The organism is Georgenia wangjunii, assembly GCF_036421975.1.
Lineage (GTDB): Bacteria > Actinomycetota > Actinomycetes > Actinomycetales > Actinomycetaceae > Georgenia_A > Georgenia_A wangjunii.
This window is the reverse complement of record NZ_JAZGON010000001.1, coordinates 416,431-431,001: the sequence shown is the minus strand read 5'-3', so window position 1 is coordinate 431,001 and position 14,571 is coordinate 416,431. Positions and strand designations below refer to the sequence as shown.

Below are 14,571 nucleotides of genomic sequence, written 5' to 3'. Positions count from 1 at the left end.
ACATCGACTCCAGGCCTGCGCACGCCAGCCGAGCAGGGCCTCCGCGCGCCTGCGTGTATGCCGGGCAAGGTGCTTGCGTTCCTGCGTTCGCCGGTCGCCGCCCGACGCGGCCCCTGGCCCTGGCCCCCCTCGGGCCCCGCCTCCGCCCTGGCCCCGACCGCGGCCCCGACCCGCCCCCAGCCCCCAGCGCCTTCCCCGGCCGGTTTGGCCAGGACGCCTCGGCGACGAGTACAAAGGCCTCATGGCCAACCTCTCCGTCCCCCAGATCAGCCTCAACGACGGCGCCGTGCTGCCCCAGGTGGGCTTCGGCGTCTTCCAGGTCCCGGCGGAGGACACCGCCGCCGTCGTCGCCGACGCGCTCGCGGCCGGGTACCGCAGCATCGACACGGCCGCCCGGTACGGCAACGAGGGCGGCGTGGGACAGGCCATCGCGAGCTCGGGGCTCAGTCGCGAGGACGTCGTCGTCGCGACGAAGCTCGCCAACCCGGACCAGGGCTACGACTCCACCCTCGCCGCCTTCGACGCGAGCGCCAAGGCCCTCGGCCTGGACGTCGTCGACCTCTACCTCATCCACTGGCCCGCCCCGGCGCGCGAGGAGTTCGTCAACTCGTGGCGAGCCATGGAGGAGCTCCAGGCTGCGGGACGGATCCGCTCCATCGGCGTCTCGAACTTCCTGCCTCACCACCTCGAGCAGCTCCTCGAGGCCACGGGCGTCGTCCCCGCGGTCAACCAGATCGAGGTGCATCCCTACCTCCAGCAGGCGGAGCTGCGCGCGTTCAACGCCTCCCACGGCGTCATCACCGAGGCGTACAGCCCGCTCGGGCGCAGCACCGTCCTCGCGGACCCGGTCATCACCGGCATCGCGGAGCGGATCGGGCGCAGCCCCGCCCAGGTCGTCCTGCGCTGGCACCTCCAGCTCGGGAACGTCGTCATCCCGAAGTCGGTCACGCCGGCGCGCATGGCGGAGAACATCGACGTCCTCGGCTTCGACCTCTCGGCGGACGACATGGCCGCCATCGCCACCCTCGAGCGCGGCGCCCGCACCGGCTTCCACCCCGACCACTTCAACGGCTTCCCGGAGGACTTCACGGGCGCGCCCACGCCCTGAGGCCGCCCAGGGACCGACGCCGCCCACGCCCCGACGCCGCGCACGCACCGGACGCTGCCGACGGCACCGGACGCCGCCCAGGGCACCCACGCCCCGTCGCAAGGACGGGAATGGTCACGGTCGCGGCGGCCGTTGACCCTGCACGCACCCACGTCCATGCCCTGGGAGGCAGACCGTGACCACCGTGTCGCACGCCGGCGCCACCACGCCGGGACCAGACCGCCCCGGTCCCACGCCGCCGCCCGCCCGGCGCACGGTCCCGCTGCGCTCGACCTGCGCCCAGCCCCACCACTGCCCGGGGCCGGTACGCATGCGCGTGCTGTTGCAGGTCCCGCTCCTCGCCGGCCTCTCCCGCGACGAGCTGGTCGACATCGACGAGCGCATGGTCTCCCTGTCCTGGGCGGAGGACGACGCGATCTACACCGCCGGTCAACCGGCTGAGCACCTCTACGTCCTGGCCGCCGGCCGGGCGAAGGCGTCCCGGCCGACGCCCGGAGGGCACGACGTCGTCGTCGACCTCCTCGCCCCCGGCGACCTCTTCGGCGGGCTGCAGGCGCTGGGCCAGCCCGTCTACCCCGAGACGGTCCGGGCGATGAGCACGACCTGCGCGCTACGGATCGACACCCGCGCCTTCCGCGACGTCCTGACCGAGCATCCTCAGGTCGCCCTGCGGGTCCTGGACGACACGTCCGCCCTGCTGGCCCAGGCCCGCACCGGACTGACCCAGCAGTCCACCGCCACCGTCGCCCAGCGCGTGGCGACCACGCTCCTGCGCCTGGCGGAGAAGTTCGGGCAGGAACGTACCGGTGGCGGGACCCTCATCCAGCTGCCCCTCACGCGCGCCGACCTCGCCGGCATGACCGGCTCCACCTCAGAGTCGGTCTCCCGAGTGATGAGCCAGCTGCGCAAGGCCGGCATCATCGACTCCGGACGCCGCTGGACCTCCATCGTGGATCACGACCGCCTGGCGGCCACCGTCGCAACGGACGACGGGCCCGACGGCGGGTCCAGGGCCGGCCCGAAGAGCCCATCCGGCGGTTGATTGACGCCCGTCATGGTCCGCTCCTCGCGTCCTTCGTAACGTCGTAGTCAGCACCCCAGAGGGTGACGACGACGTTCCCGGAAGGACCCCGGAACCATGAGCACCATCATTCCCACCACCACCCACACCGTCCTGCGCGCCGAGGGCTTCTCCTGCCCCTCCTGCGTGGCCAAGATCGAGAAGCAGGTCGGGCGCCTCGACGGCGTGAGCACCGTCAAGGTGCAGTTCGCCTCCGCCCGCATCGAGATCGACCACGACCCCGCCGTCGCGGGCGTCGACGAGCTCGTCGACGCGGTGGCGAAGGCCGGCTACACCGCCCGCGCCGCGAGCTTCTGAGATGAGCACGCTCCAGCAGCGGGCACGCGGCCGGTGGGCGGTCCCCGCGGTCTCCGGCTCGCTCATCCTCGCGTCGTTCTTCGCTGCGCGCGTGCTCGGTCCGGACGCGGTGAGCAACGCGTTCATGGTCGCCGCCGCGGTCGTGGCCGGAGCGCCGATCGTGCGCAGGGCAGCCCGGGCGCTCATGGCGAGAGTCATCGGGATCGACCTGCTCGTCTCGGTGGCGGCCATCGGTGCGGTCATCATCGGCGAGTACTGGGAGGCCGCCGCGGTGACCTTCCTCTTCGCGATCGGTCATGCCCTCGAGTCGGCGACGCTGGACAAGACCCGTTCGGCCCTGGCCGAGCTGGTGGCGGTCGCCCCGGACGTCGCTGTCGTCCTGCGCGACGGCGAGCAGGTCGAGGTCCCGGCCGCAGGCGTGGCCATGGGCGAGACCGTCCTCGTGAAGAACGGCGCCAAGGTGCCCGTCGACGGCGAGGTCGTCGCCGGCACCGGCGCCGTGGACGAGGCCTCGATCACCGGCGAGTCCATGCCGGTGGAGAAGTCCGCGGGTGCCCGCCTCTTCGCCGGCACGGTGTCCAGGGGCGGGTTCCTCCAGGTCCGGGCGACCGGCGTCGGCGCCGACACCACCCTCGCCCGGATCATCCACCGCGTCGAGGACGCACAGGACGCCAAGGCCAGGACCGCCCGGTTCATGGACCGCTTCTCCGCCTGGTACACCCCGGTCATCATCGTCCTCGCGCTCGTCGTCGGGCTGGTCACCGGCAACGTCGTGCTCGCCCTCACCCTGCTCGTCATCGGTTGCCCCGGCGCCCTGGTCATCTCCATCCCGGTGTCGGTCGTGGCGGGCATCGGCCGTGCGGCGAAGGACGGCATCCTCATCAAGGGCGGGGAGTACCTCGAGACGTCCGGGAGGATCACCGTGGTCGCGGTCGACAAGACCGGCACCCTGACGACGGGGCGCCCACGCCTGACCGACGTCGTCGTCCTCGACCCGCGCACGGACCGCGCGCAGGTGCTGTCCTGGGCGGCCCGGGCCGAGGCCGGCTCCGAGCACCCGCTCGCCCGCCCCATCCTGGACGCTGCGGCCGCCGAGGGACTGGCGACGCCGGGCCTGCCCGAGGTCACCGAGCCTGTCCCTGGCAAGGGGATCACCGCCACCACCGGTGGACGCAGGGTGCTCGTCGGGAACCTCGCCCTGCTCGATCAGTACGGCATCGGCGACACGGTCGGCGCTGCAGGTGCGGTGCAGGAGCTGGCCGCCGCCGGACGCACGGCCATGGTCGTGGCCGTCGACGACGACGTGCTCGGCGTCGTCGCCGTCGCCGACGAGGTGCGCGCCGACGCCGCTGAGATGGTCCGCCGCCTGCACGCGGCCGGGGTGAAGAAGGTCGTCATGCTCACCGGCGACGCAGCGCTGGTCGCCGATGCCATCGGGACGGCCACCGGCGTCGACGAGGTGCGGGCCGGGCTGCTGCCCGAGGACAAGCTCGACGCCGTCACCGAGCTCCAGCGCGAGGGGCACGTCGTCGCGATGGTCGGCGACGGCGTCAACGACGCCCCCGCCCTCGCCACCGCGGACATCGGGGTGGCGATGGGTGCGGCTGGCTCGGCGGTGGCCCTCGAGACGGCGGACATCGCCCTCATGGGCGACGACTTGCTCACGCTGCCCGAGGCCGTCGGCCTCGCCCGGCGCACCGTGAACAACATGCGGCAGAACATCACCGTCGCGCTGCTCACCGTCGTCGTCCTGCTCGCCGGCGTCCTCCTGGGCGGGGTGACCATGTCCGTCGGGATGCTCGTCCACGAGGCTTCTGTGCTCGTCGTCATCGTCAACGCCATGCGCCTCCTGCGACGCAAGGAGGACACCAGCGGTGCGCCTCGACGGTCTACCGTGCGTGCCGCCGGGCAGGGCACGGCGCTCGCCGCCCCGCGCTCGTAGGCCGACGCGCGACCTCCGGTGCCGGCTGGCACAGTGGATCGGACCGCTGCGCCACCGGCGCCGGTGGTCGTCGACCAGGAAGCGAGTGGCTCTGTGTCCATCACGATCGGGTACGTCGTCGGGAGCCTGTCGAAGGACTCCATCAACCGGAAGCTGGCCGAGGCGCTCATCGCGCTCGCCGACGCCGACCTCACCTTCACCGAGATCCCCATCGGCGACCTTCCCCTGTACAACTACGACTCCGACGGCGACTACCCGCAGGTGGGGCGGGCGCTCAAGGAGCAGCTCCGGGCCAGCGACGGACTGCTCTTCGTGACGCCGGAGTACAACCGGACGATCCCGGCGGCGCTGAAGAACGCCCTCGAGTGGGGCTCGCGCCCCTACGGCGACAGCGCCTTCACGGGGATCCCCGCGGGCGTCATCGGGGCGTCGACCGGCGAGCCCGGCACCGCGATGGCCCAGCAGCACCTGCGTAACGTCCTCGCCTACCTCGACGTCCCGACGCTCGGGCAGCCTGAGGCCTTCATCCACTACACCCCGGAGCGCTTCGCCGACGACGGCACGGTCGTTGACGACTCGACGCGCGAGTTCCTGCACGCGTGGTTGGCGGCGTACACCGCCTGGGTGAGGCGGTTCGCGACCCAGCGCTGAGCGGCACGTCCCCCGCCGGGACAGCACCGGGGCGACGGAAGATGGACCGCCCGGTCTCTGGGGCTGCGACCCCGCCGCTGCCGGTGTGCAATGGCAGCGCCGGCATGCGCCGCGGCTCACCGAGGGGGGCGCGATGGAGTGGTTCGGGGCCGAGGGGTACGACGTCGCCCGCGCCGTCCTGCAGCGGGGGATCGCGGGCGTCTACGTCGTCGCCTTCGCCTCGGCGCTGCTCCAGTTCCGCCCCCTCCTCGGCGAGCGCGGCCTGCTGCCCGTTCCCCGCTTCGTCGCGCGCGTGCCTGCCCGCTCCGCGCCGAGCCTGTTCCACTGGCGCTACTCCGACCGCCTCCTCGTCGCCGTCGCCGCCACCGGGATCGCGCTCGCGGCGAGCGTCGTCGTCGGGCTGCCGCAGGCGGGGCCGCCGTGGGTCCCCATGCTCGCGTTCCTCCTCATGTGGGCCCTCTACCTGTCGATCGTCAACGTCGGTCAGGTGTTCTACGGCTTCGGCTGGGAGTCGCTCCTCCTCGAGGCGGGCTTCCTCGCGGCGTTCCTCGGCTCCGACGACGTCGCCCCGCCCCTGACGATCCTCGTCCTCTTCTGGTGGCTCGTCTTCCGTCTCGAGCTCGGCGCCGGGCTCATCAAGATGCGCGGGGACCCGGCGTGGCGGGACCTCACGGCGCTGTACTACCACCACGAGACCCAGCCGATGCCGAACCCGGGGAGCTGGTTCTTCCACCACCTCCCGCCGGTGCTCCACAAGGTCGAGGTCGCGGCCAACCACGTGACGCAGCTCGTCGTGCCGTTCCTCCTGTTCGCGCCGCAGCCGGTGGCGAGCGGCGCGGCGGTGGTCGTCATCGCCACCCAGGGCTGGCTCGTCCTCAGCGGGAACTTCGCCTGGCTCAACGTCCTGACGATGGTGCTCGCCTTCTCGGCGCTGGGCGACGACGCCGTCGCACTCGTCGTGCCGGGCGCCGGGCAGGCCGACGCCCACGGCTCCGCTCCCGTGTGGTTCCTTGTCGCCGTCCTCGCGGTGACGGTGCTGCTCGTCGTCCTCAGCTACGCGCCCGCACGGAACCTCGTCGCCCGGGACCAGAAGATGAACGCCTCGTTCAACGTGTGGCACCTCGTCAACGCCTACGGCGCGTTCGGGTCGATCACGCGCAGGCGCCGAGAGGTCGTCGTCGAGGGGACGGACTCGGCGGACCTCGACGACGCCGTGTGGCGGGAGTACGAGTTCAAGGGCAAGCCCGGCCGGGTGGACCGGGTCCCGCGCCAGTACGCGCCCTACCACCTGCGCCTCGACTGGGGGATGTGGTTCCTCGCGCTCGGCTCGCCCGCGCAGTACGGCTGGTTCAGCGCCTTCCTGCTCCGGCTGCTCGAGGCGGACCCGGTCACGCTCCGGCTCGTGGCGGAGGACCCCTTCGAGGGCGAGCGGCCGGCGTGGGTGCGGGCGCGCGTGTTCCGCTACCGCTTCACCACCCCGGAGGAGCGCCGCCGGTCGGGCGCGTGGTGGGTGCGCTGGGAGGAGGGCACGCTCGTCGCGCCGCAGAGCCTCGCGACGCTCCGGCGGTAGGTGGCGAGCCGGGCCGGTGGGCGGGTCGAGGCCGGACGGCGGCTGCTCAGTGGCGCGAGAAGCGGGAGCCGCCGTACTTCTTGTGGACGGCCTGCCGGCTCACACCGAGCATGAGCGCGATCTGTGCCCACGTCAGCCCTTGCGTGCGGGCCCGCCGGACGAGGATCTCCTCGCGCTGGTCCGCGGCGCGCCGGACGCCGGCGAGGGCGTGCAGCGCTCCGAGGATGTCGCCGTCGTCGTCTGCCGCCTGGGCGAGCGCGCTCATCGTGACCTCCATCGCGAACCTTTCGTCACGTCAACCATGGATGACACGAGCTCGCGTGTCAACCGTAGTTGACGGCGGAGGTGGCGCTGACGGCCGGGTGCGGCGCCACCCCCGGCACCCCGTGGCCGGCGGGCCGCGGCGGTGACCGCGGTCCGTGCGCGACAATCGGGTGTCACGTCGGCTCCATGCCGGCACCGGTCGGTCAAGGGGTTCTCATGGGTGGGGTCAGCGGGGACGGGAGCCGCGGGACCGTCGCCGTCGTCATCACCGTCTCGGACCGCAGCGCCGCGGGCGTGCGCAGCGACGAGTCCGGGCCGCGCGCCGTCGGCCGTCTGCGCGACGCCGGGTTCCGCGTCGGCGCGGCGCGCGTGGTCCCCGACGGCGCCGAGAGCGTCCGGTCGGCGTTGTCCGCGGCCCTCGCCGACGGGGCGCGGTTGGTCCTCACGACCGGTGGGACGGGGGTGGGCCCCCGCGACGAGACGCCCGAGGGGACCCGGCCGCACCTCACCCGCGAGCTGCCCGGCATCGCCGAGGCGCTGCGCGCCGACGGCGCGCGGCACACGCCGGCCGCCGCCCTCAGTCGTGGGGTGGCCGGGATCGCCGGCGCGGCGCCCGGCGCACTCGTCGTCAACCTCCCGGGCTCGGTGGCGGCCGTCGAGCAGGGGCTCGACGTGCTCCTGCCGGTCGTCGGGCACGTCCTCGCCCAGCTCGACGGCGCCGACCACGGCTAGTCGGTCCGATCTGCCGGACGCGCGCCCGGGCGCCGGCCCGGCGGCACGTCGTAGGGTCGCGGCATGAACGGTGAGCGGGAGAAGATGGCCGCGATGAATGTGTGGCTCGACGCCGTGTGCCGCGAGCTCGACGTCGACCGGGCCGTCATGACGGAGGTGACGGGCCCGCTCCTCGCCCTCATCCGGGACGTCGCGCACGGCCCCACCCGCCCCGGGGCGCCCCTGACGGCCTTCCTCGTCGGCCTGGCGAGCGCGCGCGTCGCGGGGCCGGACCCGGCCGCGCAGGCGGCCGCCGTCGAGGCGCGCGTCGCCGCCGTCGCCCGACTCGTCGCCGACTACCCCGGGGAGCCGGCGTGAGCCCCACCATCCCGACCGCCCCCACCGACGGCGGTGCCGCGTCCCCAGCCGGCCCGGACCGTTCCCGCGTGAGCGAACCCGGGCGAAGGGTCGTGCGTGCCGGCGTCGGTGACGCGGTCGTCAGCGCAGCCGCGCTCGCGGACGAGGTCGAGGACCCTGCGGCGGGTGCCGTCGTCACCTTCGCCGGCGTGGTCCGTGACCACGACGGCGGCCGTGCGGTCGCCGGGATCGAGTACGTCGCCCACCCCGGCGCCGGGGCAGTGGTCACCGAGGTCGCCGAGGACATCGCCGCCCGCTTCCCCGTCGACGCCGTCGCGGTCGTCCACCGGGTAGGCACGCTCGCCGTCGGTGACGTCGCCCTCGGGGTCGCGGTCGCCGCCGCCCACCGGGGCGAGGCGTTCGCGGCCCTCACCGAGCTCGTCGAGGAGGTCAAGCGGCGCCTGCCCGTGTGGAAGCGCCAGGTCTTCCCCGACGGCACGCACGAGTGGACCGGCTCCGCCTAGTCCCGCCGGCTCCGCCCCGTCCGGACCGGCTCCGCCCGGCCCCTCCACCCCGCCCGACGTCATTGGCCCGTGGTGGCTCTGTGAGCGCCCGGCGTCCTCCCCCTCGTGAGGACGCGCCGTTGCCCGTATCGTCTCGGGCACGCGACGCGACGGGGTGGGTCCGCCCGCGACGTCGGCCGCTGTTCTCGCACCGGACGACCGAGGAGTCACGATGAGCGCACGTCCCCCCCGAACCCGCACCCGCACCCGCACAGCTGCGCTCGCCCTCGCGGCGACGGCAGTCCTCGGCCTCGCCGCCTGCAGCCCCGAGGAGGAGCCCGCCGGCCCCGGGACCTCGGGCACGAGCACCGACGGCGGCGGCGCCGGCGGGCAGGCGCTCGACGTGGCCGCCTACGACGAGGTCATCGAGGGTGGCATCGTCGCGGACGACGCCGTCGTCGAGGCGAACGAGTGGGCCAGCTCCGTGCGCGAGGCCGGGGCCCTCCAGGTCGGTGGCACCGAGACCTCCGAGCTCTTCTCGCTCCTCAACGCCGGGGACGGCGTCGCGCGAGGATTCGACGCCGGTCTGTCCCAGCTCCTCTCCCGCTACATCCTCGGGGAGGTCAGCACGGAGCTGAGCCAGGTCACGGTCGACACGCGCGAGGACCTCCTGGAGAACAGCTCGGTCCACACCGTCATGGCGACGTACTCCATCACCCCCGAGCGTGAGGCCCGGGTCGACTTCGCCGGGCCGTACTACAGCTCTCAGACGGGGATCCTCGTCGCCGCGGACAACGAGGACGTCGAGGGCGTCGAGGACCTCGCCGGGCTGACGGTGGCCACGCAGGCCGCCTCGACGGGCGTGACGGTCCTCGAGGAGTTCGCGCCCGAAGCTGAGATCCTCGCGCTCCCCGACCACGCCCAGGCCCTCTCGGCCGTCCAGCAGGGCCGCGCCGACGCCTACGTCATCGACCAGTCGCTCCTCCTCAACGCCGTCGTGAACAACGACGACGTCAAGATCGTCGGCGAGCCGTTCGGGCCCGGCGACAGCTACGGCATCGGCCTTCCCCCGGGCTCCGACGCCAAGGAGTTCGTCAACGACTGGCTCCAGCAGGTCATGGACGACGGCACGTGGGCCGAGCTGTGGCAGGTGACGATCGGGGACCGGACCGGCGTCGCGGACGTCCCGGAGCCGCCCGCGATCGGCACGGTCGAGTAGCCCGCCCGCGGTGGGTGCCCCCGGGCGCCCACCGGCGTCCCGTCATGAAGGAGGCCTCGGGTGGGGGTCCTGCTCACCGAGTACCTGCCGAACTTCGGCGCGGGCCTGCGGATCACGGCCCAGCTCACGGCGGTCGCGTTCGTCGGCGCCGTCATCCTCGGCGTCGTCCTCGCGACGTTCCGGATCAGCCCCGTCGCTCCGCTGCGCGCCGCGGGCACGGCGTACGTCGAGGTCTTCCGGAACGTACCGCTGTTCAGCCTGCTCATCCTCGTCGTCTACGGCCTGCCCGAGATCGGGGTGAACCTCGGCTTCATCCCGTCGGTGACCATCGCGATGACCGCCGTCGGGGCAGCCTTCGCGTGCGAGGTCCTGCGGACGGGGATCAACGCCGTAGGGCCCGGCCAGGTGGAGGCGGCGCGCTCGATCGGCCTGACGTTCGCCGGCATCGTGCGGCACGTCGTCATGCCCCAGGCCATGCGGGACATGGTCCAGCCGACCGTCTCGCTGTTCATCTCCATCCTCCTCAGCTCCTCCCTCGCCGGGATCGTCGGCGTCATGGACCTGACCGCGCAGGTGTCCTACATCAACAACCGCGAGGCGCTCGGGCTGACGACGTTCCTCGTCGCCGCGGCGATGTACGCGACGATCGCCCTCGGGGCCGGGGCGCTCGGTGCCCGGCTCGAGGACAGGGTGCGGGTGCGGCGATGAGCACGGAGCAGGTCCTCTTCGACGTCGTCGGCCCGCGTGCGCAGCGCCGGGTGCGGCTGGCCACCGCCGCGAGCGTCCTCTTCCTCCTCGGCGTCCTCGGCCTCGCGTACTGGCAGTTCTACCGCAGCGGCCAGCTAGCGCCGTCGCGCTGGGCCACCCTCTACGAGCCCTCGACGATCCGGTACATGGTCCGCGCGCTCGGGCACACGGCGTGGGCGGCACTCGGTGCGGGGGCGATCGCCCTGCCGCTCGGGCTCGCCCTCGCCATGGGGCGGCTGTCCCGGGTGCGCCTCGTGCGGTGGCCGGCGACCGCCGTCATCGAGGTCTTCCGCGCCGTGCCGGTCCTCCTCGTCATCTACATCTTCACGAGCGCGCTGCCGCAGTACGGCATCAACCCCGACGTCTACTGGAAGCTCGTCGTCCCCATCGGACTCTGCGCCGCCGCGGTCATCGCCGAGGTCATCCGCGCCGGCGTGCTCTCGATCCCGCGCGGGCAGTCCGAGGCGGCTGCGAGCCTCGGGTTCCCCGACTCCCTCGCGTTCCGGCTCGTCGTCCTCCCGCAGGCCGTGCGCGTCATCGTCCCCTCGCTCGTCGCGCAGGCCGTCATCGTCGTCAAGGACACGACGTTCGGCTACGTCGTCAGCTACGGCGAGCTCATGCAGAGCGGGCGGGTGCTCGTGGCGACGACCGGGGACCTCGTCCAGACCTACCTCGTCATCACGATCGTCTACATCGCCGTCAACATCGTCATTTCCCGGGTCGCCCAGCGCCTCGACCGCGTCCTCGCCCGGCGCCGCGCCGGCGGAGGACGGCGGTACCTCTCCGTGCTCCCCGCGCGCGGGTTCGGCTCGGGCCGCGGGACGCCGCCCGGCGGTTCCCTCGACCGGGGCAGCGAGGCTCGCGCCGCCGCCGGCACCGGGCGGCGTTGACCGCGCTCGCCGGCGCGTCCGGCGCGGTGGTGCCGCCGCCGGGCGCCGCGGCCGACCCCGGTCAGGCGGGGTAGATCGTCACCTCGGCGGCGCTGACTGCGAAGACGAGGTGGTCGCCGACGGTGACGGTCGCCGCCGCGAGGGACGCCGGGGTCAGGTCCGCCTTGACGGTGTGCCCACCGGCGGTGGTGCCGACGACCCGGACGAGCTCGCCCTGGTGCTCGAGGGAGGTGACGTGCGCGGCGACGGCGTTGGTCGCGCCTGCCGCCGGGCGCTCGCGGTGGAGCGTGACGGTGCGCGGGCCGAAGGCCGCCGCAGCCTCGTCTCCCGGGCGGCACGCCGGGTCGACGACGCCGCGAAGGACCGTGCCGCCCGCGTCGAGGGCGCCGTCCCGCAGCGTCCCCCGGACGAGGTTGAGCCCGGCGAGGCTCGCGGCGAACGACGAGCGCGGCCGGGTGAGGACGTCGAGGGCGGCACCCCGCTCGACCACCCGTCCGTCCTCGAGGACGACGACGGCGTCGGCGAGGGCGAGGACGTCGAGGACGTCGTGGGTGACGAGCAACGCCGTGCGGCCGGAGTCCCGGACGGCGCGGCGCAGGAGGCGGCGCATCGCGGTGGCGGACTCGACGTCGAGCGCGGCGAGCGGCTCGTCGAGGAGGACGACGCGCGGGTCCGGGGCGAGGGCCCGAGCGAGGGCGACCCGCTGCGCCTGCCCCCCGGAGAGCTCCCGCGGCCGACGCCCGGCCAGGTCACCCACCTCGACGGCGGCGAGGGCGCGGCGTGCCACCTCGTCCGCGTCCCGCCGGGGCGTTCCGGCGCTGCGCGGGCCGAAGGCGACGTTGGCAAGGACGTCGAGGTGAGGGAAGAGGAGCGGGCGCTGAGCGAGGAACGCCACCCCGCGCTCCCGCGGCGGAACCCAGGTGCCGGCGTCCGCGACGACGCGCCCGCCGATGCGCACGGTGCCCGCCCCGGGGCGCAGCAGCCCGGCCCCGAGGCCGACGAGCGAGGACTTCCCGGCGCCGTTGCGGCCAAGGACGGCGAGGACCTCGCCGGGGGAGACGTCGACGTCGACGTCGAGGCCACGCTCGGGCACCGAGGCACGGATCGAGAGCGCGGGCGGGGGAGCAGGAGCCTCCGCCGCTCCCGCGATCCCCGAGCCGTCCCTGCCCCTGGCCTCGCGCCCGGCGCCGCTCACGCCCCCGCCTCGCGCCGGCCGAGGCGGGTCGCCAGGACGATGGCGGCGGCGACGGCGACGAGGACGACGGACAACGCCACCGCGACGTCCGGCTCGGTCTCACGTCGCAGGTAGATCTCGAGGGGAAGGGTGCGCGTGACGCCCTCGAGAGACCCGGCGAACGTGAGCGTCGCCCCGAACTCGCCGAGGGACCGGGCGAAGGCGAGCGCCATCCCCGAGGTGAGCGCCGGTGCGACGAGGGGGAGCGTCACCCGGCGCAGCACGGTGGTGGGACGCGCGCCGAGCGTCGCGGCGACGTCCTCGTAGGCGTGGCCGGCCGCCCGCAGGCCGCCCTCGAGCGAGACGACGAGGAACGGCAGCGACACGAACGTCTGCGCGAGGACGACGGCCGCGGTGCTGAAGGCGATGGAGATCCCCCACGCATCGAGCTGGCCGCCGAGGAGCCCGCGCCGGCCGAGCGTGGCGAGGAGGGCGATCCCGGCCACGACGGGCGGCAGCACGAGCGGCAGCATGACGACGGCGCGCACGACGCGCAGGCCCGGCAGGCGCGCCCGGGCGAGGACGAGCGCGAGCGGCACACCGAGGACGACGCACAGGGCGGTGGCGGCGGCGGCCGTGCGCACGCTGAGCGACAGGGCGGCGAGGGCCGAGGGGGACGTGACGAGCGCGGGGAGCTCACGCCACGGGACCTCGGTGAGCAGCCCGAGGACGGGGACCCCGACGACGAGCAGCGCGAGCCCGGCGAGCGCGTAGACCCACGGCGGCAGGGCGGCCCCTGCCGCGGTGCCGGCCTCGCGGCGGTGGGTGCTCACGGCGGACCGAACCCGGCGTCCGCGAGGGCCGCCGCGCCATCGGGCCCGGCCAGCCAGTCGATCCACGCCCGGGCGGCCCGAGGAACCTCCGTGCCGGCGACGACGGCAGCGAGGTAGGTGTTGACGACGCGCTCGGCGCCGGCCACGGGGAACGTCACGACGGCCGGACCGGCGCTCGCGGCGTCGGACGCGTAGACGAGCGCGGCGTCGGCCTCGCCGGTCGTCACCTTCGACAGGACGGCGGTGACAGACGGCTCCTCGGACACCGGCGCGAGGGTGACGCCGTTCGCGGCGGCGAGCTCGACGGCTGCGGCCCCGCAGGGCACCTGCGGGGCGCACACGACGAGGGTCGCTCCGGCGAGGGAGGTGTCGAGGCCGGTCACCCCCGCCGGGTTGTCGGCGGGCGTGACGAGGACGAGGTGGTTGGTCGCGACGGCGACGGCGTCGCCGTCGAGGAGCCCGGTGTCGGCAGCGCGGGACATCGTGCGCGCATCCGCCGTGACGAGGATGTCCGCCGGGGCCCCGGCGTCCACCTGGGACACGAGGTCGCTCGAGCCCGCGAAGGACAGGGCCACGTCCACGCCGAGGCGCTCCTCGGCGTCGTCCGCACGCTCGGTGAGGACGCCGTGGAGGGAAGCGGCGGCGAAGACGGTGAGGCCCTGCGCCTGCGCGGCGCAGCCGGCCAGCAGCGCCGCGAGGAGGACGACGACGGCGCCCGCTCGGCAGACCCGGCCTGCGACCGTGCGGGTGTGCGGCGTGCGGGCCGGCCCGGGGGCAGCGGCGCTCACGGCCGGGGGGTCTCGACGATGACAGTCGTCGCCTTGACGACCGCCACGGCCTGCGACCCCGGCTCGAGCCCGAGCTCCTCCGCCGCCTCCCGGCTCATGAGTGAGACGACGCGGTGGGGCCCGCACTGCATCTCGACCTGCGCCATGACACCGTCCGCGACGACGCGCGTGACGAGGCCGACGAACCGGTTGCGGGCCGAGCGGCCGACGCCCGAGGGGTCCGGGGCACCACCGGGGCCGCGCTGGGCGTGCGCGGCGAGCGCGGCGCCGTCGACGACCATGCGCCCGGCGGCGTCCGTGCCCACCGGGAGCGCGCCGTCGTCGACCCAGCGCCGGACGGTGTCGTCGCTGACCCCGAGGAGGGCGGCGGCCTGACTGATCCGATACTGCGGCATGAGAGCGATCATAGAGCCGCGTCCGCGGAGTGAACAGGCAC

17 protein-coding genes are annotated in these 14,571 nt (G+C 74.4%); 12 read left to right on the top strand and 5 right to left on the bottom strand.

Annotated features, from left to right (window positions below; translation table 11 throughout):
- Positions 1–241: 241 nt before the first annotated feature.
- The 6 genes from V2J63_RS01925 (at position 242) to V2J63_RS01900 (ending at position 6,649) form a co-directional block, all read left to right on the top strand.
- The gene (locus V2J63_RS01925; protein ID WP_331229285.1) at positions 242–1,108 is read left to right on the top strand and encodes an aldo/keto reductase; all 867 of its coding nucleotides are present in this window, start codon (positions 242–244) and stop codon (positions 1,106–1,108) included.
- Positions 1,109–1,283: 175 nt separating this feature from the next.
- On the top strand, positions 1,284–2,150 hold the full coding sequence (locus tag V2J63_RS01920) for a Crp/Fnr family transcriptional regulator (protein ID WP_331229284.1): 867 nt from the start codon (positions 1,284–1,286) through the stop codon (positions 2,148–2,150).
- Between the two features lie 96 nt (positions 2,151–2,246).
- Positions 2,247–2,486 (top strand): heavy-metal-associated domain-containing protein, encoded by a 240-nt coding sequence (locus V2J63_RS01915; RefSeq protein ID WP_331229283.1) that lies wholly within the window; start codon positions 2,247–2,249, stop codon positions 2,484–2,486.
- A 1-nt stretch (position 2,487) separates the two neighbouring features.
- Positions 2,488–4,428, top strand: a complete 1,941-nt coding sequence (locus tag V2J63_RS01910; RefSeq protein ID WP_331229282.1) for a heavy metal translocating P-type ATPase — start codon at positions 2,488–2,490, stop codon at positions 4,426–4,428.
- Positions 4,429–4,521: 93 nt separating this feature from the next.
- The gene (locus V2J63_RS01905) at positions 4,522–5,079 is read left to right on the top strand and encodes an NADPH-dependent FMN reductase (RefSeq protein WP_331229281.1); all 558 of its coding nucleotides are present in this window, start codon (positions 4,522–4,524) and stop codon (positions 5,077–5,079) included.
- Between the two features lie 133 nt (positions 5,080–5,212).
- Positions 5,213–6,649, top strand: coding sequence for a lipase maturation factor family protein (locus tag V2J63_RS01900; protein WP_331229280.1), 1,437 nt, complete (start codon positions 5,213–5,215; stop codon positions 6,647–6,649).
- A 46-nt stretch (positions 6,650–6,695) separates the two neighbouring features.
- Here the strand turns inward: V2J63_RS01900 and V2J63_RS01895 are convergent, their stop codons facing one another.
- A complete protein-coding gene (locus tag V2J63_RS01895) occupies positions 6,696–6,914 on the bottom strand; it encodes a hypothetical protein (RefSeq protein WP_331229279.1) in 219 nt (72 codons plus the stop codon).
- Positions 6,915–7,129: 215 nt separating this feature from the next.
- Between V2J63_RS01895 and V2J63_RS01890 the strand changes: the two genes are divergently transcribed.
- From V2J63_RS01890 to V2J63_RS01865, 6 genes are all read left to right on the top strand, one after another.
- A complete protein-coding gene (locus V2J63_RS01890; RefSeq protein WP_331229278.1) occupies positions 7,130–7,645 on the top strand; it encodes a MogA/MoaB family molybdenum cofactor biosynthesis protein in 516 nt (171 codons plus the stop codon).
- Positions 7,646–7,708: 63 nt separating this feature from the next.
- A complete protein-coding gene (locus tag V2J63_RS01885) occupies positions 7,709–8,002 on the top strand; it encodes a DUF6457 domain-containing protein (RefSeq protein ID WP_331229277.1) in 294 nt (97 codons plus the stop codon).
- Positions 8,003–8,070: 68 nt separating this feature from the next.
- Positions 8,071–8,505: a molybdenum cofactor biosynthesis protein MoaE gene (locus V2J63_RS01880; protein ID WP_331229276.1), complete on the top strand. Its 435-nt coding sequence runs from the start codon at positions 8,071–8,073 to the stop codon at positions 8,503–8,505.
- A gap of 211 nt (positions 8,506–8,716) precedes the next feature.
- Positions 8,717–9,703 (top strand): transporter substrate-binding domain-containing protein, encoded by a 987-nt coding sequence (locus V2J63_RS01875; RefSeq protein ID WP_331229275.1) that lies wholly within the window; start codon positions 8,717–8,719, stop codon positions 9,701–9,703.
- Between the two features lie 60 nt (positions 9,704–9,763).
- Positions 9,764–10,411: an amino acid ABC transporter permease gene (locus V2J63_RS01870; protein WP_331229274.1), complete on the top strand. Its 648-nt coding sequence runs from the start codon at positions 9,764–9,766 to the stop codon at positions 10,409–10,411.
- Entirely contained in the window at positions 10,408–11,340 is a 933-nt protein-coding gene (locus tag V2J63_RS01865; RefSeq protein WP_331229273.1) for an amino acid ABC transporter permease, read from the top strand. The genes V2J63_RS01870 and V2J63_RS01865 overlap by 4 nt, the downstream gene beginning before the upstream one ends.
- Positions 11,341–11,401: 61 nt before the next feature.
- Here the strand turns inward: V2J63_RS01865 and V2J63_RS01860 are convergent, their stop codons facing one another.
- The 4 genes from V2J63_RS01860 to V2J63_RS01845 are packed head-to-tail and all read right to left on the bottom strand — an operon-like array spanning position 11,402 to position 14,530.
- Complete coding sequence (locus V2J63_RS01860) at positions 11,402–12,535, bottom strand: ABC transporter ATP-binding protein (RefSeq protein ID WP_331229272.1); 1,134 nt, start codon at positions 12,533–12,535, stop codon at positions 11,402–11,404.
- Positions 12,532–13,347, bottom strand: coding sequence for an ABC transporter permease (locus tag V2J63_RS01855; protein WP_331229271.1), 816 nt, complete (start codon positions 13,345–13,347; stop codon positions 12,532–12,534). The genes V2J63_RS01860 and V2J63_RS01855 overlap by 4 nt, the downstream gene beginning before the upstream one ends.
- Positions 13,344–14,135 (bottom strand): molybdate ABC transporter substrate-binding protein, encoded by a 792-nt coding sequence (gene modA, locus V2J63_RS01850; RefSeq protein ID WP_331229270.1) that lies wholly within the window; start codon positions 14,133–14,135, stop codon positions 13,344–13,346. Before modA ends, V2J63_RS01855 begins: the two co-directional genes overlap by 4 nt.
- Complete coding sequence (locus tag V2J63_RS01845) at positions 14,132–14,530, bottom strand: TOBE domain-containing protein (protein WP_331229269.1); 399 nt, start codon at positions 14,528–14,530, stop codon at positions 14,132–14,134. Before V2J63_RS01845 ends, modA begins: the two co-directional genes overlap by 4 nt.
- Positions 14,531–14,571: the final 41 nt, after the last annotated feature.